Raw genomic sequence first — 21078 nt, 5'->3', positions numbered from 1 at the left:
GGGCGCGCCGCGGCGGCCCTCCGGGAGGCCGACACCGGGGAAAACCCTTCGGGGCCGGGAGGGGGCGAACCCTATGATCCCTTCCATGGCCGAACTCAAGACCCGCCTGAAAGCCGATCTCACCAGCGCCATGAAGGCGCGGGACCAGGTGCGGACCCGGACCCTGCGCATGGTGCTCACCGCGATCTCCAACGAGGAGGTGGCGGGCGAGACCGCTCGTGAGCTCAGCGACGACGACATCATCAAGGTGATCACCCGGGAAGCGAAGAAGCGCCGCGAGGCCGCCGAGGCGTTCGAACAGGGCGGACGTCCCGACAAGGCCGCCGACGAGCGCGCCGAGGGGGAGGTGCTGGCCTCCTACCTGCCCGCCCAGTTGAGCGACGAGGAGCTGGCGGCGCTGGTGCGGGAGGCGATCGCGGAGGCCGGGGTGAGCGACGTCAAGGGCATGGGCAAGGTCATGAAGATCCTCACCCCCAAGACCGCTGGACGGGCCGACGGCCGCCGGGTGGCCGACGCGGTGCGCAGCCAACTGTCCTGATCGGGCGCAGACGGCGCGGGGCCCTCCGGGACGCGTCCCGGAGGGCCCCGACGTCGGTCCGGAGCTAGAACATGCCCCACTCGTTGTCGAAGCTGGGGAAGTTCCAGTTGCCGCCGGGGAGGCCGCCGCCTCCGCCGTCGCCGCCTCCGAAGCCTCCGCCTCCGTCGCCGCCGAAGCCTCCTCCGCCGCCGCCCCGGCTCAGGAAGACGTTGACGACCGACCCCTCGGACAGCCGGGAGCCCACCCCGGGCTCCACCACGGCCACCGTGCCCTCCGGCTGGCTGGAGGGCAGGCGCAGGTCGGACACGTTCGCCCGGTAGCCGGCGGACTCGATCGCGGACACCGCCTCCGCCTGGGACATGCCGATCACGTTCGGCACGCCGCCCCGGTTGGCGGCGGGGTCGGCGTCGGCGTCGTCATCGTCGTCCCGGCGCGGCGGGGCCGGCTCGCTGGTGGGCCCGAACCGCGCGGGGGAGCCCGCGAAGCTCTCCACCTCCAGCTTCTTCACCGCCTCGCGCATGGTGTCGCGCCAGATCGGGCCGGGGATGGTCGCGCCGTAGACGACCGAGTAGTAGCGCCCGCCCAGGGTGATGTTGCGCAGCGGGTACTGGTTCGGGCCGCGCGGGTCGCCGACGAACACCGCGCCCGCCAGGTTCGGGGTGTAGCCCGCGAACCAGGCGCTGGCCGAGTTGTCGGTGGTGCCGGTCTTGCCCGCCACCGGACGGCCGATGTCCAGGCCGGTCGCGGTGCCGCCCCGGAAGGTCTGCTGGAGCAGGAAGTTCACGCCGTCGGCGACGTCCTGGTCGAGGCGGCGCTCGCACTCCGGCTCCAGCTCGATGGTCTCACCGGCCTGCCGGTCGACGATCTTGGTGATCGCCATCGGCTTGCAGTAGATGCCGCGCGAGGCGAAGGTGGCGTAGGCCCCGGCCACGTTCAGCGGCGAGACCTCCTCGCTGCCCAGGGTGAAGGAGTTGTTCCCCTGGGTCCGGGGGTTGTCGTAGCTCTGGCCGTCGGCGCGGGTGAGGCCGAGGTTCTCGGCCATCCGGATCACGTCGCACAGGCCGACGCGCTTCTGCAACTGCGCGAAGTAGGTGTTCACCGAGCCCTTGGTGCCCGACACCATGTTGTGCGTGGCCGAGCCGCCGCTCTCGCTGGAGTTGCTCACGGTCCACGGGGCGAGAGGGCTGCCGTCGCAGGACTTCTGGCCGGTGACGGTGATCGTGCTGCCGGAGGAGAAGGCCGTGCTGTAGGGGAGGCCCTCGTCCAGGGCCGCGGCCAGGGTGATGGCCTTGAACGTCGACCCGGCCTGGAAGCCGGTGCTGCCGCCGCGGTCGGCGTTGGCCGTGAAGTTGATGGAGGTCTCGCCGATCTTGCTCTCGTCCGGGCCGTAGTTGCGGCTCTGCGCCATGATCCGGATCGCGCCGGTGCCCGGTTCGAGGTAGACCTGGGCGGCCACCTTGCGGGACTTGTTCTCCCGCGGCACCCACTTGTCCACGGCCTTCTGGGCGGCCTTCTGCATGTCGGGGTCGAGCGTGGTGTAGATCTCCAGGCCCGCGGTGCGCAGCCAGCGGGCGCGTTCGGTCTCGGTCTCCCCGAACTGCTCGTTCTTCTCGATCTCCTGGATCACGTAGTCGCAGAAGAACGGCTGCTTGCTGGGCATGCACCCGTTGCTGGGGGTGGTGATGTCGAGTTCCAGGTCCTCGGCCTTGGCCGCCTCGGCCTCCTCCCGGGTGATCGCCCCGGTGTCCACCATCCGGTCGAGCACCACGTCGCGCCGTTCCTGGGCCTGGTCGGGGTTGAGGCGGGGGTTGTACAGCTCGGGGTAGCGGACCAGGCCCGCGAGGGTGGCGGCCTGGCTGAGCGTCAGCTCGCTGGCGCTGACGCTGAAGAAGTGCTGCGCGGCGGACTCCGCGCCGTAGGCGCCGTCGCCGAAGTAGGCGATGTTCAGGTAGCCCTCGAGGATCTCGTCCTTGCTCATCCGCTGCTCGAGCGCGATGGCGTAGCGCAGCTCGCGGACCTTGCGGCCCAGGGTGGTCTCGCGGGCCTCCTCCTGCTCGGCCTGGGACGTGGCGCTCTCGATCAGGACGTTCTTGACGTACTGCTGGGTGATGGAGGAGCCGCCCTGGGTGCGTCCGGCGATGGTGCGCAGGGCGGCGCGGAAGGTGCCCATGATGTCGAGGCCGCCGTGCTCGTAGAACCGGCTGTCCTCGATGGAGATGATCGCCTCCTGCATGATCGGGGCGATCTGGTCGAGCGTGACGAGTTCGCGGTTCTGGTCGTAGACCTCGGCGATCACGCCGCCCTCGACGTCGTAGATGATCGAGCGCTGCGGCGGTGGAGGGGTCTCCAGTTCGCTGGGCATGTTGAGGAAGCCGGTCGCCACGTTGCGAGCGGTGATGCCGATGCCACCGAGAATGGGGGCGACGAGTGCGGCCACCAGCACCCCGGCCGCGACCGCGACCCCGAACAACTGACCGAGTTTCTGCAGCAATGTCCCTTGACCCACCCGTCCAGATTACGTGCGGAAGCGAGAAACGGTGGCGAACCGCCGTGGGCTTCGTGTGCCGACCGTTTCGGCCATGTGCGAACTGCGAGCCCCATGTCCCATCTTTCCATTATCAGGGACTTGCAGGAGGGAGCGGCCCACTAGCGCTTTATTACTCTGTGTAGTCATCAGGTGACTAGTTTTCGAGCCTTTAATGGTCCACCTGGGCTATACCAGAAATGGGCCCAATGGGGACTGTTGACTCCGAGGGGCAGACCGTAATTTCTTTACCAGCGGAGATGCAAGAGACGGTACAGCACCTACGGGCCCGCACCCCGTCACCCCCTGAGCCGAATCGGTGTGCCCGCAGACACCGTCCCTGCCCTCCCGCGCTGCCGACGTCCGCGCCCGTCGGCAGGAACACACAGAACACCACACATGATGATCTTGGGAGTGGGGCACATGTGGAGTACTGACTGGGCTGCGCGAGCCGCCTGTCGAGAGATCGACCCCGATTCGCTGTTCGTCCAGGGAGCCGCACAGAACCGGGCCAAGCTGATCTGCCGGGGATGCCCCGTCCGCACCGAGTGCCTGGCCGACGCGCTGGACAACCGGATCGAGTTCGGGGTCTGGGGAGGGATGACCGAACGCGAGCGGAGGGCACTGCTGCGACGCCGTCCCGAGGTGACCTCGTGGCGCGCGCTGCTGGAGGACGCGCGTCAGCACTACCAGAGCGTCGGGACCACCAAGGACGAGCTCGTCACCGGTTGACCGGCCACGGGCAGGGAGGAAGCCCGTGGCCGACCCGCGGCTCCGGCGACCGCCCCGGGGATCCTGGAGGGCGATTCCCTGGGCGCCACCGCAGGAGATCGCGGACGAGCCGTCCGGTCGAGAGGGGCCGCAAGGCCCCGTGGGGGAGCCCGCCCGGGCTGACCGGGAGGAGACCCGGGCGGGCCTGACCCCCTCTCCGGTGGTGTGCGGACGGGACGCGGCGTCCGGCGGCCACCGGAGACGGCCGCCCTCCCTGAACCATGCGGTGCACCCCCTCACCCCGCACTGTCGGAACCGCCGAGCGCCCGGCCGATCTCCCGGAGCGCGTCCAGGTCGTGGACGTCCTCCGGGCGGGCCGGGACCTCCACCATCCCGACTTCGGGGTGCTCCGCTGCGAACCGGTCCCGCAGCCGCCGTTCCCGGTCCCGCCGCCGCACCCGTCCGGTGTGCAGCCGCAGGACCGCGGCGGCCAGCGGGTGCTCTCCAGCGGTCTCCAGGGCCTCCGCCGCGGCGGAGGCCCGCGCGGCCGACAGGTCGGGGGCGAGAACGTGCTGGGTGCGGTTGAGCACCAGCCCGGCCAGCGGCATCCGCTCCGCGGAGAGCCGGTCCACGAAGTAGGACGCCTCCCGCAACGCGTCCTGCTCCGGCGCGGCCACCACGACGAACGCGGTGCCCTCCGCTTGCAGGAGCCGGTAGGTCTGCTCCGCCCGCTCCTGGAACCCCCCGAACACCGAGTCGAAGGCGCCCACGAAGGACTGCACGTCCCGCAGCAGTTGCGCCCCCAGGACCCTGGCGACCACCCCGGTCACCAGGCCGAGTCCCGCACCGATCAGGCGGAGCGGACCGCTGCGGGCCGGGCTGCCCAGGAACCGGAGCAACCGCCCGTCCAGGAACCTGCCGAGCCGCTTCGGCGCGTCCAGGAAGTCCAGCGCGGAACGGCTCGGCGGAGTGTCCACGACGATCAGGTCCCACTCGTCGGAGCGCCGCAACTGCCCCAGCTTCTCCATCGCCATGTACTCCTGGGTTCCCGCGAAGCTGGAGGACAGGGCCTGGTAGAAGGGGTTGTCGAAGATCTGCGCCGCCTTCTCGGCGTCGGCGTTGGCCGCCACGGTCTCGTCGAAGGTGCGCTTCATGTCGAGCATCATGGCGTGCAGCGACCCGTCGCCCTCGGTGCCCGGGACCCGCCGCGGGGTGTTGTCCAGCTCGGTCAGTCCCAGCGACTGGGCGAGGCGGCGCGCCGGATCGACCGTGATCACCACGGCGTGCCGACCGCGCTCGGCGGCGCGCAGCGCCAGCGCCGCGGCCGTCGTGGTCTTGCCGACGCCGCCGGAACCGCAGCACACGACGATCCGGGTGGCGGGGTCGTCGAGCAGCGCGTCCACGTCCAGGACGGGAGCGCCCCCGGGGCTCACACCGCCCCCTGGGCGCGCAGCGATTCGGCCAGTCGGTGCAGTCCCGCCAGGTCCACGCCTTCTTCCAGGAGGGCGACGTCGTAGCAGGGCCGGGCGGCCGCGGCCAGCCGCTCCCGCGCCTCGCGCTCCATCCGCACGTGCCGGGCGTGCTCCACCACCTCCCCGGAGAGCCGCCGGGCCAGCCCGTCGGGCTCGGGCAGGCCGGCCGCTTGCAGGCCGCGCGCGAGCGCGTCGACGTCGACCACCCCGCCCGCCGCCGCGGTCAGCACGGAGTCCTCCAGCAGCGCGGGACGGACCTTGTTCACCAGGACGCCCCCCACGTTCAGCCCCAGGGCGCGCAGCTCCGCGATCCCGTCCAGGCACTCCTGGACCGGCATCTCCTCCAGCAGGGTCACGAAGTGCACCACCGTCTCGGCGGAGTGGACCACCTCCCGGACCTGGTCGGCGTGGTCGCGCACCGTCCCCACCCGGGCCAGCCCTGAGACCGCGGCGGTGACGTCGAGGAACCGTGCGATGCGTCCCGTCGGCGGGGCGTCCAGCACCACGGCGTCGTAGACGTGGGGGCCGCCGGGGCGGCTGCGGCGCCGCACTGCCTCGCTGACCTTGCCGGTCAGCAGCACGTCGCGCGCGCCCGGCGCGATCGCCGTGACGAAGTCCACCGCGCCGAACCGGCGGAGCGCGCCCGCGGCCCGGCGCAGCCCGTGGAACAGGTCCAGGTACTCCACCAGCGCCTCCTCGGCGTCCACGGACAGCGCGCGCACCTCGCCGCGGCCCGCGGCGGCGACCCTGCGCTCCTCGTAGGACAGCGGCGGGACGCCGAAGAGGGGGGCGATGCCCTGCCGCCCCTCGACCTCCACGAGCAGCACTCTGCCGCCCTCCGCGGCCAGGGCCAGGGCCAGCGCGGCGGCGACGGTCGTCTTGCCGGTTCCCCCCTTGCCCGTGACGACGTGGAGGCGGGCCCCGTCCCAATCGCGATCGCGTGAGCTCACCCCACGGAGTCTATGCAGCGCGCGGAATCCGCGACGGAGCTGCCGACCTGGGCGGACGACGGTGCCTGCCGGGCGGCGGGCACGCCTCCCCGGGACCTCTGCGGGGCGGGCGCTATAGGGTGGCGCCATGACGAAGTGGGAGTACGCAACCGTGCCGCTGTTGTCGCACGCGACCAAGCAGATCCTGGACAACTGGGGTGAGGACGGCTGGGAGCTCGTCACGGTGATCCCCGGACCCGCCATCGGCGACGACCCGCGCAACCAGCAGTTGGTCGCCTACCTGAAGCGCGAGAAGCAATGACGGCGACGCCCGAGGAGCGGCTGGCCGCCCTGGGACACACCCTGCCCGAGGTCGTCCCGCCGGTGGCCGCCTACCTGCCGACCGTGCGCAGCGGCGACCACGTGTACGTCTCCGGGCAGCTCCCCATGGTCGACGGCAGTCTCGCCGAGACCGGCAAGGTGGGCGCCGACGTCACCCCGGAGCGGGCCAAGGAGCTGGCCGCGGTGTGCGCGCTGAACGCCATCGCCGCGGTCCGCGCCGAGGTGGGCGAGCTGTCCCGGGTCAGGCGTGTGGTCAAGGTGGTGGGGTTCGTGGCCAGCGACCCCTCGTTCACCGGGCAGCCGCAGGTCGTCAACGGGGCGAGTGAACTGTTTGCCGAGGTGTTCGGCGAGGCGGGTCGGCACGCGCGCAGCGCGGTGGGCGTGTCCGTGCTGCCGCTGGACGCGCCGGTCGAAGTCGAGGCGATCTTCGAGGTCGGCTAGCGGGGCCCCGTGCCCGCCGAGCCCGCCCTCCGGGAGGAGACTCCGTGTCAGCGAAGCGTCCAGAGTGCCGGCAGGAGGAGTCCCTCCCGGACACCGCCCCGGGTCCCGCGGAGGCGACCCTTCCCGAGCGTGAGGCCATCCGCCATCTGGGAGCCGGGGAGATCACCCCCTGGATGCGCGACGTCCTGGCCGGGCGGGCCGACCCGGTGCAGCCCCGCGACGCCGCGACGGTGCTGCTGGTGCGCCGTGCGGGCGGCGGGTTGCAGGTGTACCTGCTGCGGCGGGCCCCCTCGATGCGCTTCGCCCCGGGCGTGTACGCCTTCCCCGGGGGCTCGGTGGACCCGCGCGACCGCGACCACCGCATCCGCTGGACCGGTCCCCCGCCGCGGGAGTGGGCCCGTGCGCTCGGCGCCGACGAGGCGCAGGCGCGCGCCCTGGTGTGCGCGGCGGTGCGCGAGACCTTCGAGGAGTCCGGGGTGCTGCTGGCGGGCCCCTCCGCCGCCGAGGTCGTCGCCGACACCCGCGGCGACGACTGGGAGGAGGACCGCCGGGCGCTGGTCGACCGCTCGCTGTCCTTCGCCGAGTTCCTGGACCGGCGCGGCCTCGTCCTCCGCGCGGACCTGCTGCGCCCGTGGTCGAGGTGGATCACCCCGGCTCTGGAGCCGCGCCGCTACGACACCCGCTTCTTCGTCGCGGTGCTGCCCTCGGGGCAGCAGACCCGCGACGTCGGGGGAGAGGCCGACCTCGTCGCCTGGACCGCCCCGGAGGAGGCCGTCCGCGGCTGGCGGGCCGGACAGATGGCGATGCTGCCGCCCACCGTGGCCAACCTCAACAGCCTCGTCGGATATGCCGCCCCGGAGGAGGTGCTGGAGGCGGAGCGCGAGATCACTCCCGTTCAGCCCGAGTTCCGGGAGTCCGCAGGGGGAATCACACTGATCGTTCCTGATGGTGTCGACTATCCGCTCTGACCAGCCCCCCTTGTCGGGAATGTCGCGAAATGAGGTGCGATGAGGATCGACGGTTCCGGGACCCTGCGCGCGAGTTGCGTTCTGTGCCCCAATCCCGGCCCGATGACGCTCGACGGAACCAACACGTGGGTGCTGCGGGAGCCCGGGGCCCGCAGCGTACTGGTGGTGGATCCCGGACCCGACCACGAACGGCACCTGGAACGGGTGGCCCGAATGGTGCAGGAGCAGGGGTCGCAGGTGGTGCAGACCCTGCTCACCCACGGACACGACGACCACTCCGCGGGGGCCCGCTACTTCTCCGAACTGACCGGATCGCAGGTGCGCGCCATCGACCCCGCGCACCGGATCAGCGGGGAGGGGTTCACCGACGGGGAGGTCATCGAGGCGGACCGGCTGGAGGTGCGGGTGCTGTACACCCCCGGGCACACCTCGGACTCGGTGAGCTTCCACCTTCCCGCCGACGACGTCGTCATCACCGGCGACACCGTGCTGGGCCGGGGCACGGCGGTGATCGTCGCCGAGGACGGCGGCGACATCGGCGACTACCTGAAGTCCCTCACCCGCCTGCGCGACCTGGTGGCCGACGCGGACATCCGCGCGCTGCTCCCGGCGCACGGGCCCATCTGCACCGAGCCGCTGCTGAAGCTCAACTACTACATCCAGCACCGGGAGGAGCGGCTGGGGCAGATCAGCGAGGCGGTGGCGGCCGGGGCCGAAACCCCGGCCGAAGTGGTCGACCGGGTGTACGCGGACGTCGACGAGGCGGTGCGGTTCGCGGCCGAGGCGTCGGTCCGCGCCCAGTTGCGCTACCTGATCAGGCGCGGCGACGTGCCGCCGGAGATCCTGCCGGAGTGACCCCCCTCCCGGCGGGGACGGCACGCGGCTCCCCCGTTCCGCGGCCGACAGGACCTGTGGGCGGCGGAACAGGGGAGACGGGACGGAACCGGGGCGGCCGTCAGCGGGCGCGGCGGCGCAGCCGCTCGATGTCGAGCAGGACCACGGCCTTGGCCTCGATCCGCAGCCAGCCGCGCAGCGCGAACTCGGCCAGCGCCTTGTTGACGGTCTCCCGGGAGGCGCCCACGAACTGGGCCAGCTCCTCCTGGGTGAGGTCGTGGTGGACGTGCAGGCCGTCGTCGCTCTCCTTGCCGAAGCGCTCGGCCAGGTCGAGCAGGGCCTTGGCGACCCGGCCGGGGACGTCGGTGAAGACCAGGTCGGCGACCACGTCGTTGGTCCGGCGCAGCCGGGTGGCCAGGGCCTTCAGCAGGTGGACGGCGACCTCGGGCTGCTGCATGATGAACGGGCGCAGGTCGTCGTGGCCGAGCCCGGCCAGCACGGCGTCGGTCACCGCGACCGCGCTGGCGGTACGCGGCCCCGGGTCGAACAGGGACAGCTCGCCCAGCATCTCACCCGGGCCGAGCACGGCCAGCAGGTTCTCGCGACCGTCGGCGGACGTGCGGGTGAGCTTGACCTTCCCGCTGAGCATCACGTAGAGGCGGTCGCCCTCGTCACCTTCTGAGAAGAGCGTCTGCCCCCGACCGAGTCGGACCTCGGTGATGGAGGAGCGCAGCGCCGCCGCGCCGTCCTCGTCGAGCGCCTCGAACAGGGGAGCCTTGCTCAGCACCTCGTTGGTCTCGTCCACCATTCCTCCTCGCAGCCTGACCGCCAATGTGACGCACATCGCAGGCTGTGAAATCAGCCTGTGCCCCGACACGGTCACCGGGGGGTACGAGCAGCCCGTCACAGCCGACGTCAGCAGTTCGATCCTAGTTGTTTTTCAGGGGATGTGGCCGCCGACTCCACCAAAGCGCGGAAGAAGCATTCGACGGCGGAACCGCCGATCTCCGCGAAATCAGACGTCAGCGGGGCGCGGAGGGCAGAGGATCCGTAGGCTGGAACGGTGCCCCGTGACGTATACACTTCTTCCTCCTCTCCGGCAGCCAGCGGCGGTGCCTCCACCTCGGCGCGCGACACACCCACCGGTGAGAGTCGTCTCGCGCTGGTGAGACGTTCCCGACGAATCAACCGGGAACTGGCACAGATGTATCCCGACGCCCACTGTGAACTTGATTTCACTACTCCGCTGGAGCTTCTGGTGGCGACCATCCTGTCGGCCCAGTGCACCGACAGGCGGGTCAACCAGGTGACCCCCGTGCTGTTCGCCCGCTACCGCTCGGCGGCCGACTACGCCGAGGCCGACCCGGAGGAGCTGGAGGGAATCATCCGCTCCACCGGCTTCTACCGGTCCAAGGCCCGCAACATCATCGGCCTCGGCCGGAAACTGTGCGACGAGCACGGCGGAGAGGTGCCCCGGCGCCTGGAGGACCTGGTGAAACTGCCGGGAGTCGGCCGCAAGACCGCCAACGTGGTGCTGGGCAACGCCTTCGGTATTCCCGGTCTCACCGTGGACACCCACTTCGGGCGGCTGGTCCGCCGCTTCGGCATGACCCGGGAGACGGACCCGGTGAAGGTCGAGCACGAGATCGCCGCCCTGTTTCCTCCCAAGGAGTGGACGATGCTGTCACACCGGCTCATCTGGCACGGCCGCAGGGTCTGCCACGCGCGCCGCCCGGCCTGCGGGGCCTGCGACGTCCGCCACCTGTGCCCCTCCTACGGCGAGGGGCCAATCGACGAGGAGACCGCACGACGACTGGTCCGGACGGGGCCGTTCTCATGAGACCGCGCACCACCGCTCCGGAATGGCTGCTGTCCCTGGCCGCGGCGGCCCGGCGGATGCAGGTCCCCGCGGAGCTGCGGCCCCCGGCCGTCGGCGGGCGCGACTCCGCCGTCCTGGTGCTCTTCGGGGAGGGCGAGGCGGGCCCCGACGTCCTGCTCATCCAGCGCAACACCGGACTGCGGCGGCACTCGGGGCAGCCCGCCTTCCCCGGCGGCGCCCTCGACCCGCAGGACGCCGGGCCCGTGGACTGCGCGCTGCGCGAGGCCGAGGAGGAGACCGGGGTCGTCCGCGACGGCGTCCAGGTGCTCGGCACGCTGCCGCAGCTCTACATCTCCCGCAGCGGCTTCCGGGTCACCCCCGTCCTGGCCTGGTGGCACACCCCCTCTGAGGTGCGCGCCGCCGACACGGGCGAGGTGGCCTCGGTCACCCGTGTCCCCGTCGCCGAGCTCGCCGACCCGGCCAACCGGGTGCGCACGGTCCTCTCCAGCGGCCACGTCGGCCCGGCGTTCCGGGTGCGCGGCATGCTGGTGTGGGGTTTCACTGCGGGGGTGCTGGACCGCCTGCTTGTATTGGGTGGTTGGGAACGGCCGTGGCTCAACCGGGACGTCGAGGTGATCGACGTGTTCCGGACGCTGGCCCGGGACAGTGGCGGCACACCTTAGGAAGACCCCCGGGGACAGCGGAGAGGAGAAGGTGTGCTGGACGCGATCCTCGTCGTGCTGATCGTGGTCTTCGCGATCTCGGGCTACCGACAGGGATTCATCGTCGGGGCGCTGAGCTTCGTGGGCTTCATCGGCGGGGGAGTGCTTGCCGCGCTCGGCGCGCCCCCGCTGATCCAGGCGTTCGTCCCCAACCCCACCCAGCAGGCCCTCGTCGCCATAGCCATGGTGTTCCTGGCCGCGGCCATGGGCCAGTTCCTCACCTCCTACCTGGGGGCGCTCATCCGCAACAAGGTCACCTGGGACTCGGCGCGGGTGACCGACGCCCTGGGCGGCGCGCTGGTGAGCGTGCTGTCGGTGCTGCTGGTGTCCTGGCTGATCGGCAGCGCGGTCGCCAACTCGGCGATCCCGCTGGTCGCCACCCAGGTGCAGAACTCCCGCATCCTCCAGGCCGTGGACCGGGTGATGCCCGACGTCGCCCAGACGTGGTTCTCCACCTTCCGCAGGATCGTCGACCAGAGCGCCTTCCCGCAGGTGTTCAGCGGGCTGGGCACCAGCGAGCCGGCCGAGGTGGCCGAGCCCGACCCCGCGGTGCTCAACACCGAGGAGCTGCGGCAGGCCAGTGAGAGCGTCGTCAAGGTGCTGGGGACCGCGCCGTCCTGCCAGCGCCGGGTCGAGGGGACCGGGTTCGTCTACGCGCCGGAACGGGTCATGACCAACGCGCACGTGGTGGCGGGGGTCGAGGAGGACCTGCGCATCGTCACCCGCGACGGCACGCAGTACCCCGCCACGGTCGTGCTCTACGACCCGCAGCAGGACCTCGCCGTGCTGTGGGTGCCCGGCCTGGACCTGGAGCCCCTGGAGTTCGAGATGCAGGCCAACAAGGGCGACGACGCGGTCGTGGCGGGCTTCCCGCGCGACAACGGGTTCACCGTGGTCCCGGCGCGCATCCGCGCCGAGCAGACCGCGCGCGGCCCCGACTTCTACCACTCCCAGCAGGTGAGCCGCGAGATCTACCAGGTGCGCGCGGTGATCCAGCCCGGAAACTCCGGCGGCCCGCTGCTGTCCCCCAAGGGCACCGTCTACGGGGTGGTCTTCGCCGCCGCCACCAACGACGAGGAGACCGGCTACGTGCTGACCGCGCAGGAGGTCGCCGCCAACGCGGAGGCCGGCGTCCACGCCACCGACCCGGTGTCCACCCAGGAGTGCGACTGAGCGGGGCCGTGCGGCGGGGCCGGTGACCGGCCCCGCAACAGCAACGGGCGCCTCCTGTGGAGGCGCCCGTGGGGCGAAGCCGCTCAGATGTCAGTCGAGTCCGCGCGGGTCGGAATCCTCCGCCCCGACCTTGGACAACGGCCAGCTCATCCGGACCACCGTGCCGTTCTCGCTGGGCTCGATGCTCACCTCGTCGGCCAGACCCATGATGACAGCGAGACCGACGTCGGGAGACAGACCGGTGAACCCGCCGGCGGAGACGGACTCACCGAGGTAGGCGGGTGCACCGCTCTCGAAGCCGTTCACGAGGGGAGAGCCGTTCTCCTTCGCCGGAGCCCGGTCGGAGACCACCACCTCGAAGCGGTCGGAGCCGCTGCCGTTGACCCGGTCGGGGCCCGCGGAGCCGCCCGGACCGGTCGGGCTGGAGCTGTCGATCAGCTCCAAGCGGATCGGCTCCTCCGGGCAGTGCGTGCGGTGCGCCTCCACGGCGCGGGAGCACGCCTCGCCCACGGCCAGGCGGATCTCGTCGAGGGTGGACTCGCTGACACCCGCACGCCGGGCCACGGCTGTCGCCATGAGCCTGGCAGTGCGTACGTGCGCGGGCAGCGCACTGATCGTGAGCTGGACGATTGCCATCGTGGACTTACGACTGCTTCGACTTGCGCTTGTCGATGGCCTCCTGCACCGACTCGTAGATACCGAAGACCTTGGTCAGGCCGGTGATGCGGAAGATCTTCAGGATCCGCTCCTGGGTGCAGACCAGGTCCAGGGTGCCGTCGTGGGCACGGACGCGCTTGAGGCCGCCCACGAGCACGCCGAGACCGGTCGAGTCGAGGAACTCCACCTTCTCCATGTTGACGACGAGGTGGTAGTTGCCCTTGTTCACCAGGTCGATGAGGAGCTCTCGCAGGCGAGGCGCCGTATAGACGTCGATTTCCCCCTCGACGACGACGATCTCGGTGTCGTCTTGGGTGTGGTGATCAAGCTTCAAGTCCACTAGTCCTCCAGCACCGAACCGCGAAAACGCGATGGATCTCTGCCGGGCGTTACCCTCTCCGCACGAGATTCAATCACGCCTGGCCCTGTCATCTGGTTGCTCTGTCAAGAAAACCACGCCACCGCGCCAGTCCTACCCTCAGATGTCACACTGAAATCGTCAGTCATCCATTGCCGTCCTGAGCTGAAGACGCGCGGTCCCACGGGAGGGTGTCGGGTGTGAACCGTTGGGAGCCGGTCCTCCAACGGCTGCGGCGCGGCCATAGCCGCACTCCGCAGGTGACACATGTGGAGCGCCTGACGAGCAGCCCCGGGGTGAGGGAGGACTGGCCGGGCTGGGTGTCGCCTGCGGTGGTGGAGCGCATGGCCGAGTCAGGCATGCCGGAGCCCTGGTCACATCAGGTGCGGGCGGCGAACCTGGCTCACGGTGGCAACAACGTGATCATAGCCACTGGCACTGCCTCCGGGAAGTCGCTGGGTTTCCTGCTCCCCTGCGCGGCAGCGGTCGCCGAGGGCGGAAGCGTGCTCTACCTCGCCCCCACCAAGGCGCTGGCGGCCGACCAGGCGCGGAGGCTGGCGGAGCTGGCGCTGCCCGGGGTACGGGCGGCCGCCTACGACGGCGACACCCCGGCCGAGGAGCGCCTGTGGGTGCGCACGCACGCCAACTACGTGCTGACCAACCCCGACATGCTGCACCGCTCGATCCTGGCGCGCCACGCGTCCTGGGCGGGATTCCTGCGGCGGCTCAGGTACGTCGTGGTCGACGAGGCCCACCACTACCGGGGCGTGTTCGGCTCGCACGTGGCGCAGATCCTGCGGCGGCTGCGCCGGGTGTGCGCCCGCTACCGGTCCGAGCCGAGGTTCGTCCTGGCCTCGGCGACCTCGGCGGCGCCCGCCGACACGGCGCGGCGGCTGACCGGTCTGCCGGTGGTGGCGGTGGACCAGGACGCCTCGGCCCGCGCCGCCCTGCACTTCGCCCTCGTGGAACCGGAGCTGACGGAGATGACGGGGGAACGCGGCGCCCCGGTGCGCCGCACCGCGACGGCGGTCGCCGCGGAGCTGCTGGCCGACCTGGCGGCGCAGGAGGTCCGCACGCTCGTGTTCGTACGGTCCCGGCAGGGCGCGGAACTGGTGGCGCTGGCGGCGCAGCGGCTCCTGGTCGACGCGGGGCGGTCCGACCTGGCACGGCGGGTGGCCGCCTACCGGGGCGGCTACCTGGCCGCCGACCGCAGGAGGCTGGAGCGGCAGTTGCGGTCGGGGGAGCTGCTCGGACTGGCCACCACCAACGCCCTGGAACTGGGCGTGGACGTCACCGGGCTGGACGCGGTGCTGCTGACGGGCTGGCCGGGCACCCGGGCGTCGCTGTGGCAGCAGGCCGGACGGGCCGGGCGCGGCGGCCGCGACGCCCTGGCGGTGTTCGTCGCGCGCGACGACCCGCTCGACACCTACCTGGTGCACCACCCCGACGCGATCTTCGGGCGGGCGGTGGAGGCGACCGTCCTGGACCCGGACAACCCCTACGTGCTCGCGCCGCACCTGTGCGCGGCCGCCGAGGAGCTGCCCCTGACCCCGGAGGAGCTGCCGGTCTTCGGCCCCGCCGCCCCGGAGGTGCTGGCGGACCTGGAGGAGCGGGGGATGCTGCGCCGCCGCCCCCGCGGATGGTTCTGGACCCGCCGGGACCGCGCCTGCGACCTGGCCGACATCCGGGGCGCGGGCGGGGCCCCGGTGCAGATCGTGGAGGAGGGCACCGGACTGCTGCTGGGCTCCGTCGACGAGGCGGCGGCGCACACGACCGTGCACCCCGGAGCGGTCTACCTGCACCAGGGGCTGACCTACGTGGTGTCCGAACTGGACCTGGACGCCGGGGTCGCGCTGGTGCGGGGGGAGAACCCCGACCACAGCACGTGGGCGCGCGAGGTCACCGAGATCGAGATCCTCAAGACGCTGCGCGAGGAGGCGTGGGGGGACGCGGCCGTGCGCTTCGGCGAGGTCCGCGTGGTGCGGCAGGTGGTCGGCTACCTGCGGCGGGACCTGCGCACCGGGGCGGTGCTCGGCGAGCAGCCGCTGGACCTGCCCGAACGGGTGCTGCACTCGCGCGCGGTGTGGTGGACGATCGGCCGGGAGGCCGAGGAGCGCCTCCGGGCCGAGGGGGTGGAGCTGCGCGGCGCCGCCCACGCGGCCGAGCACGCGTCGATCGGCCTGCTCCCGCTGTTCGCGACCTGCGACCGCTGGGACATCGGCGGGGTCTCCACCGCCCTGCACGCCGACACCGGACTGCTCACCGTCTTCGTCTACGACGGCCACGAGGGAGGCGCGGGATTCGCCGAACGCGGCTACGCCGCCGCGCGCGACTGGCTGCGCGCCACCCGCGACGCCATCGCCGCCTGCGAGTGCAGTGCGGGCTGCCCCTCCTGCATCCAGTCGCCCAAGTGCGGCAACGGCAACGACCCGCTCAGCAAGCCGGGCGCGGTGCGGCTCCTGGACGCCCTGCTGGGCGCGGGCTGAGCGGAGACCGGACGCCGCCGGACCGGCGGGGCCGGCCCGGGAGACGGCCGCGACCCGCGCCGCCCACAGCCGGGTCGGCACGTCGACGGTGACGGTCAGGGTGAGCCCGGACAGGGCGCAGTCGGTCAGCCGGGCCCGGTTCGCGGCGGCGGTGCGCCGGGCGAGCGCGCAGGCGTGTTCGGCACCCCGCGCGGCCTCGGCCGCTCCGGACAGCGCGGCCAGGTCGGCGGCGGTGGCGGCCCGGTGGCGGTCGATCCGCACGCTCGCCGCCGTGACGGCGGCGCAGGCGCAGAACCAGACCAGGGCGCACAGGACGAGCACCCAGACGGTGCCCGAACCGCGGTCGACGGCGGGACGGTGACCCATCGCGGACCTCCTCACGGCGGTGTTCAGCGGTCCGGTTCGGCGGGGACCGCGGCCGAACCGGTGACGTGCAGGGGCGGGGGCAGTCCGGGGACGACGCGGACCGCGGCGGTGACCGTGACGCGGACGAACCCCGCCTCGGCGGACAGCTCCACCGCGGCCCCGGGAGGCCCCGCCCCGAGGACCAGGGACCGGACCGCGGCCTCGCTGTCTCCCCGCGCGAGCGCGCGGGCCCCCACCCGGGCGGCGTCCACGCACTCCAACTGGGTGGCGGCGGCCTGCACGCAGGCGAGCGCGACGCCCAGGACGAGGGCCAGGCAGGGCAGCGCCACGGCGGTCTCGGCGGTCACGGCTCCGCGGTCGCGGTGCGGGCCGCTCCCGCGGCGGCGGAGCGGCGTGCCCGGACGGACGCGGGAGCGGCGGCGCACCGCTCAGCCCCCGGCGCCGAGCGCGTCGACGACCAGGCGGGTGAGGAAACCGCGGATCTCGGAGCTGGTCAGGACGGCGTAGAGGACGGCGGCGAACGCGCACGCCGCGACCGTGACGAGCGCGTACTCGGACGTGGCCATCCCGGTGTCGCGGCCGGCCCGGAGCGGGCGGCGGACCGGCGGGGCGGTGACGACGGACACGGTGGACCTCCTCGGCGGGAACGGTCGGGAACTGCCCGGAAGACCCGGTGCGCTTCCAGGATCGGAGTCGGCGGCGGGGCGTGCCGCGGTGCTTTTCGGAGCTGTGGACAACCGGGCGGACCGCCCGGCCGGGGCGGCGGGGGTCAGGGCAGGACCAGACCCGACAGCAGCCCTGCCGCCAGGGGGACGACCCCGACGAGGACGAACGCGGGCAGGAAGCACAGCCCCAGGGGGACGACCACGAGCACGCCGGTCCGCTGGGCCAGCTCCAGCGCCCTGGCACGGACGGCACGGCGGCAGTCGGCGGCGTGCGCCTCCAGGAGGTCGGCGAGCGGGGCCCCGGTGCGGCAGGCCCGCGCCGCGGCCCTGCCGAGCGCCGCCAGCTCCGCGGGGCCGCGCACGCCCTGCCAGGCGTGGGCCGGGTCGACGCCGAGCCGGAGCCGCCGCGCCACTCCGTCCAGTTCGGCGCCGAGCGGGCCGTCCAGCGCGCGGGCGACCGCCGCCACCACGTCGGTGGGGTGCGCTCCCGCGCGCAGCCCTGACACCAGCAGGTCCACCGCCAGCGGCAGCGCGGTGGGGGCCGACTCGGCCTGCTCCCGCCCGGAGGGCGCTGCGGCGGGGCCGGGCCGCCACCGCTTCAGCGCCCGCACGGCCGGCCCGGCCCGGCACAGCAGCCGCGAGACCGCCGCCGCATGCGCTGCGCGGCCGCGCAGCAGCCGTCCCGGCGGCCGGGGCGGTCCGGCCGCCGCAGGGGCGGACGGCGGCAGCGCCGCCAGCCTCCGCTGTGCGACCGAGCGCCCGTCTCCGGCGAGCAGCGCGCCCGCCGCCGCGGCCAGGGCGACGACACCGATGCCCAGAACGGTCACGGGAGCCTCCTTCACGTCCGCACCGCGCGCAGCACCCGGTGCACCAGGCGCCGCGTCCACCACAGGCCCGCGGCGTCCAGGGCCACCCCCGCGGCCAGGCAGGCCAGCCCCGCCGGGGTGGTCAGCAGGAAGGCCAGCGGGGAGCCGCCCAGCGCCCCCGACATCAGCAGGCCCGCCACCGGCAGGCCCGCCAGCAGGACCGCGGTGGTGCGCGCTCCGGCGAGCTGCGCGTCGAGTTCCCGGCGCAGCGCGTCCTCGTGGGCGAGCCCGTCGGCGAGGCGCTCGACCACCGCGGCCAGACCGGCGCCGTCGGAGGCCGCGACCTGCCAGCACACCGCGAGCCAGGCCAGTCCCGACGCGCCCGGAAGGCGGGCCGCGGCGCGCAGCGCGGGGACCGGGTCGTGACCCGCCTCGGCGAGCACTGCCGCACCGGCCAGTTCGGCCGCCAGCGGCGGCTCGGCGTCGCGCACGGCCGTCGCCAGGGCGGCGGCCGGCGGGCTGCCGCAGCGCAGCTCCGCGGCCACGGTGCGGCACACGTCGACGCAGCCGCGCAGGCGGCGCCGGGAGGAGCGGCCGGGGCGCCCGGCGAGGCGGCGGTACAGGGACGTCCCCAGGCTGTGGAGCGGCGGGCGGAGGCCGCACGGCGCGGCGAGGGACCGCAGCCGCAGCTCGGGGGGAGACGGCAGCGCTGCCGCCACGGCGCAGCCCAGGCAGCCGGTCAGCCACAGCACCGCGCCGCAGGGGACGGCCCAGCCGGTCGGGAGGGTCACCGCCGCCTCCCCGCTCCCAGACCGAGCCGGTCGTGCAGCTCCGCGAAGGCGGCGTCGCGCCGCAGATCGCCCCCGGAGGGGAAGGTGACCGCGGGCACCGCCGTGACCGTGCCGTCGGGGGCGCGGCGCAGCACGCACAACTGCGCCACCCGGCGCGGACCGCCCGGCCGGCGGACCAGGTGCACCACGATCGCGCGGGTCGCGGCGAGCTGGCTGTGCACGGCCTCGCGGCTCAGCCCGGCCGCGCACCCCAGCGCCTCGACCCGGGTGGGCACGTCGGCGGCGGTGTTGGCGTGCAGCGTGCCCGCCCCGCCCTCCTGGCCGGTGTTGAGGGCCTGCAACAGGGAGACGACCTCCGGGCCGCGCACCTCGCCGACGACCAGCCGGTCGGGGCGCATCCGCAGCGCCTGGCGGACCAACTGGTCCAGCTCCACCCCGCCCCTGCCCTCGATGTTGGGCGGACGCGACTGCAACCGGACCACGTGGGGGTGCTCGGGGCGCAGCTCCGCGGAGTCCTCGACGAGGACCAGCCGCTCCGTGGGGCTGGCCAGGGAGAGCAGCGTGGACAGCAGGGTGGTCTTGCCGGTCCCGGTGCCGCCGGAGATCAGGAACGGGCACCGGGACTCCACCAGGGAGCGCAGCAGGAGCGCCCCGGCGGGAGGCAGCGCGCCGGAGCCGACCAGCTCGGCGAGGGTGAACGCCCGGTGCCGGGGCAGCCGCAGCGACAGGCGGGTGCCCTCGGGCGACACCGGGGGCAGCACCGCGTGCAGCCGCGCCCCCGACGCCAGTTGCGCGTCGACCCACGGCACGGCCGTGTCGAGCCGCCGCCCGGCCTGCGCGGCCAGCCGCTGCGCCAGGCGGCGCACCGCGTCCTCGTCGGCGAACCCGACGTCGTCGACCCGGCGCAGTCCGGAGCCGTCATCCACCCAGATCTCGCGGGGGCCGTTGACGAGGATGTCGGTGATCCCGGGGTCGGCGAGCAGGGGCTCCAGCGGCCCGGCGCCCGCCAGGTCGGCGCGGAGGGTGCGGGAGAGCGCCAGGACCTCGGCGTCGCCCAGGGTGGCGCCCTCGGCGCGGACCGCGGCGGCCACCGCGGCGAGGGTCGGCTCGGCGGCGTCGCGCACCAGCCGGGCGCGGACCGCGTCGAGCAGCCGGGCGCCGGGACGGCCGGAGGACGGACGGGGGCCGCTCATGCCGGCAGCACCGGGGCGCTGCACAGCCGGGCCACGAAGGCGTCGCCGAACGACGCGAGCGGGGAGCGGGGCCGGTTGGCCGGGGTGTCGCCGCGCTCCAGGAGACGGTCCAGGCCGGGCTCGTCGGCGAGCTCCCCCTCCAGGGGCAGGCCCAGGACGGCGGCGACCGTCTGGGCGGACAGGCCGTCGGGGGAGGCGCCGCGCACCACCAGGCGCAGGTCCGCCACGGACTCGCGGAGCAGGGGGACGAGCCGTTCGGCGGCCACCACCGAGTAGACGTCGGCGGGAAGCACCAGCAGGGTGACGGTGGCCCGCCGCAGCACCTCCGCCGCCGCGGCGTCCAGTGCCCGCGGCAGGTCGGCGACCAGGAGCTGGCACCCCCGTGCGGCCGCGCCGAGCACCGTGCGCATGGCCGCCGGGGGGACGGGGGTGCACGGGCGGCGCGCGTTCCAGGTCACCACGGGGATGCCGTGGGCGTGGGGCAGCGTGTCGCGCAGCGCCGACCAGACCATCCGCCCCTGGCGGTCGCTGAACTCCTCCCACCGGGAGCCGGGCGCGTGCTCGGCGCCGAGCAGCAGGTCGAGGCCGCCGCCCAGGGGGTCGGCGTCGAGCAGTGCGGTGCGCAGCCGGGCACGGCGTCCGGCCAGCGCCAGCGCCACGGCGAGCAGGCTGGCCCCGGCGCCGCCCCGCCCGCCGACCACCGCGACGACCGGAGCCTCCCCCGCGGCGTGCTCCGCGGGCTCGGTCAGCAGCTCCACCATCTGCTGTTCGGCGTCGGGCAGGGTGAGGACGTCGCGGGCGCCGATCCGTATCGCGTCGGCGTAGACGCCGACGTCCGGGACGGCGCAGGGGAGGGGCGCGCGGCCGACCACCACCACGTTGGGGTGCCGGGGCGGTTCGGCGTCGGCCAGGGCGCCGACGAGGTCGGCCCCCACGACCACCAGCGGGGCCTCGGACCAGTAGCGGCCGGTGCGCGCCGCCGAGGAGACCGCGGTGACCTCGGTGTCGGCCGCGGCGGCCAGGCGCAGCAGGTCGTCGAGGAGAACGGTGTCGTCGGTGACGACCAGGGGACGGGCGGACTCGGCGGACGGCATGGCGGACCTCCCGGGGACTGCGGGTGTGCTGTCTCCACGCTCGCGCGGTCGCACGGGACGGGGAAAGCCGAATCCGTCGGCTGTGGACAACGTGCGGAGCGGGGCGGAGCCGGGAAGGGGACGACGGCCCCCGCCAGGGGGGAAGGCGGGGGCCGTCCGACGGCCCGGCTCCGGGGGGAAGAGCCGGTT

General features: G+C 73.6%; 22 protein-coding genes and 1 pseudogene. 10 read left to right on the top strand and 13 right to left on the bottom strand.

What is annotated here, in order from left to right:
• Positions 1-85 precede the first annotated feature (85 nt).
• Entirely contained in the window at positions 86-538 is a 453-nt protein-coding gene (locus AC529_RS05110; protein WP_068754558.1) for a GatB/YqeY domain-containing protein, read from the top strand.
• A 64-nt stretch (positions 539-602) separates the two neighbouring features.
• On the opposite strand, the gene AC529_RS05105 is transcribed toward AC529_RS05110, so the two are convergent.
• Positions 603-3029 carry a penicillin-binding protein gene (locus tag AC529_RS05105; RefSeq protein WP_068753934.1) on the bottom strand — a complete coding sequence of 809 codons (2427 nt, stop codon included), beginning with the start codon at positions 3027-3029 and terminating at the stop codon, positions 603-605.
• A gap of 456 nt (positions 3030-3485) precedes the next feature.
• Between AC529_RS05105 and AC529_RS05100 the strand changes: the two genes are divergently transcribed.
• Positions 3486-3794 carry a WhiB family transcriptional regulator gene (locus AC529_RS05100; protein ID WP_068754556.1) on the top strand — a complete coding sequence of 103 codons (309 nt, stop codon included), beginning with the start codon at positions 3486-3488 and terminating at the stop codon, positions 3792-3794.
• 275 nt (positions 3795-4069) lie between these two features.
• Here the strand turns inward: AC529_RS05100 and AC529_RS05095 are convergent, their stop codons facing one another.
• Positions 4070-5206, bottom strand: a complete 1137-nt coding sequence (locus AC529_RS05095) for an ArsA family ATPase (protein ID WP_068753932.1) — start codon at positions 5204-5206, stop codon at positions 4070-4072.
• Positions 5203-6195 (bottom strand): ArsA-related P-loop ATPase, encoded by a 993-nt coding sequence (locus AC529_RS05090; protein ID WP_068753930.1) that lies wholly within the window; start codon positions 6193-6195, stop codon positions 5203-5205. The genes AC529_RS05095 and AC529_RS05090 overlap by 4 nt, the downstream gene beginning before the upstream one ends.
• 127 nt (positions 6196-6322) lie before the next feature.
• On the opposite strand from AC529_RS05090, the gene AC529_RS19435 reads away from it, so the two are divergent.
• From AC529_RS19435 to AC529_RS05075, 4 genes are read left to right on the top strand one after another with little or no spacing between them, the layout of a single operon-like run.
• On the top strand, positions 6323-6496 hold the full coding sequence (locus AC529_RS19435) for a DUF4177 domain-containing protein (protein WP_083947930.1): 174 nt from the start codon (positions 6323-6325) through the stop codon (positions 6494-6496).
• Positions 6493-6957 (top strand): RidA family protein, encoded by a 465-nt coding sequence (locus AC529_RS05085; RefSeq protein WP_068753929.1) that lies wholly within the window; start codon positions 6493-6495, stop codon positions 6955-6957. Before AC529_RS19435 ends, AC529_RS05085 begins: the two co-directional genes overlap by 4 nt.
• A gap of 44 nt (positions 6958-7001) precedes the next feature.
• Positions 7002-7925: an NUDIX hydrolase gene (locus AC529_RS05080; RefSeq protein WP_394326428.1), complete on the top strand. Its 924-nt coding sequence runs from the start codon at positions 7002-7004 to the stop codon at positions 7923-7925.
• A 39-nt stretch (positions 7926-7964) separates the two neighbouring features.
• Positions 7965-8780 (top strand): MBL fold metallo-hydrolase, encoded by an 816-nt coding sequence (locus AC529_RS05075; RefSeq protein ID WP_068753927.1) that lies wholly within the window; start codon positions 7965-7967, stop codon positions 8778-8780.
• Positions 8781-8880: 100 nt separating this feature from the next.
• Here the strand turns inward: AC529_RS05075 and AC529_RS05070 are convergent, their stop codons facing one another.
• Positions 8881-9567, bottom strand: a complete 687-nt coding sequence (locus AC529_RS05070; RefSeq protein ID WP_068753925.1) for a Crp/Fnr family transcriptional regulator — start codon at positions 9565-9567, stop codon at positions 8881-8883.
• Positions 9568-9921: 354 nt separating this feature from the next.
• Here AC529_RS05070 and nth point away from each other — a divergent pair, with 354 nt between their 5' ends.
• The 3 genes from nth to AC529_RS05055 are packed head-to-tail and all read left to right on the top strand — an operon-like array spanning position 9922 to position 12473.
• The gene (gene nth / locus AC529_RS05065) at positions 9922-10599 is read left to right on the top strand and encodes an endonuclease III (protein ID WP_269745531.1); all 678 of its coding nucleotides are present in this window, start codon (positions 9922-9924) and stop codon (positions 10597-10599) included.
• On the top strand, positions 10596-11261 hold the full coding sequence (locus AC529_RS05060; protein WP_068753921.1) for an NUDIX hydrolase: 666 nt from the start codon (positions 10596-10598) through the stop codon (positions 11259-11261). Before nth ends, AC529_RS05060 begins: the two co-directional genes overlap by 4 nt.
• A gap of 33 nt (positions 11262-11294) precedes the next feature.
• Positions 11295-12473 (top strand): MarP family serine protease, encoded by a 1179-nt coding sequence (locus AC529_RS05055; protein WP_068753919.1) that lies wholly within the window; start codon positions 11295-11297, stop codon positions 12471-12473.
• 90 nt (positions 12474-12563) lie between these two features.
• On the opposite strand, the gene AC529_RS05050 is transcribed toward AC529_RS05055, so the two are convergent.
• Together AC529_RS05050 and AC529_RS05045 are read right to left on the bottom strand one after the other, a co-directional pair.
• A complete protein-coding gene (locus AC529_RS05050; protein ID WP_068753916.1) occupies positions 12564-13109 on the bottom strand; it encodes an ATP-binding protein in 546 nt (181 codons plus the stop codon).
• A 7-nt stretch (positions 13110-13116) separates the two neighbouring features.
• Positions 13117-13470: an STAS domain-containing protein gene (locus AC529_RS05045; RefSeq protein ID WP_068689870.1), complete on the bottom strand. Its 354-nt coding sequence runs from the start codon at positions 13468-13470 to the stop codon at positions 13117-13119.
• 218 nt (positions 13471-13688) lie between these two features.
• Here AC529_RS05045 and AC529_RS05040 point away from each other — a divergent pair, with 218 nt between their 5' ends.
• Entirely contained in the window at positions 13689-15974 is a 2286-nt protein-coding gene (locus tag AC529_RS05040; RefSeq protein ID WP_083947928.1) for a DEAD/DEAH box helicase, read from the top strand.
• A gap of 39 nt (positions 15975-16013) precedes the next feature.
• On the opposite strand, the pseudogene AC529_RS19430 reads toward AC529_RS05040, so the two are convergent.
• The 7 genes and pseudogenes from AC529_RS19430 to ssd form a co-directional block, all read right to left on the bottom strand.
• Positions 16014-16340 (bottom strand): annotated as a pseudogene (locus AC529_RS19430) (Rv3654c family TadE-like protein); the annotation flags it as partial.
• Between the two features lie 23 nt (positions 16341-16363).
• Positions 16364-16687, bottom strand: coding sequence for a TadE family type IV pilus minor pilin (locus tag AC529_RS05030; RefSeq protein WP_232306576.1), 324 nt, complete (start codon positions 16685-16687; stop codon positions 16364-16366).
• 81 nt (positions 16688-16768) lie between these two features.
• Entirely contained in the window at positions 16769-16966 is a 198-nt protein-coding gene (locus AC529_RS05025) for a DUF4244 domain-containing protein (protein ID WP_068753910.1), read from the bottom strand.
• Positions 16967-17109: 143 nt separating this feature from the next.
• Entirely contained in the window at positions 17110-17832 is a 723-nt protein-coding gene (locus AC529_RS05020; RefSeq protein WP_068753908.1) for a type II secretion system F family protein, read from the bottom strand.
• A gap of 11 nt (positions 17833-17843) precedes the next feature.
• A complete protein-coding gene (locus tag AC529_RS05015) occupies positions 17844-18602 on the bottom strand; it encodes a type II secretion system F family protein (RefSeq protein WP_232306575.1) in 759 nt (252 codons plus the stop codon).
• Positions 18599-19795: a TadA family conjugal transfer-associated ATPase gene (locus tag AC529_RS05010; RefSeq protein WP_068753906.1), complete on the bottom strand. Its 1197-nt coding sequence runs from the start codon at positions 19793-19795 to the stop codon at positions 18599-18601. Before AC529_RS05010 ends, AC529_RS05015 begins: the two co-directional genes overlap by 4 nt.
• Positions 19792-20889, bottom strand: a complete 1098-nt coding sequence (gene ssd / locus AC529_RS05005) for a septum site-determining protein Ssd (protein ID WP_068753904.1) — start codon at positions 20887-20889, stop codon at positions 19792-19794. Before ssd ends, AC529_RS05010 begins: the two co-directional genes overlap by 4 nt.
• Between the last annotated feature and the right edge of the window lie 189 nt (positions 20890-21078).

This window comes from Thermobifida cellulosilytica TB100 (assembly GCF_001517975.1).
Lineage (GTDB): Bacteria > Actinomycetota > Actinomycetes > Streptosporangiales > Streptosporangiaceae > Thermobifida > Thermobifida cellulosilytica.
Note: the sequence above shows the minus strand (reverse complement) of the source record. Positions and strands in the feature narration are given on the sequence as shown.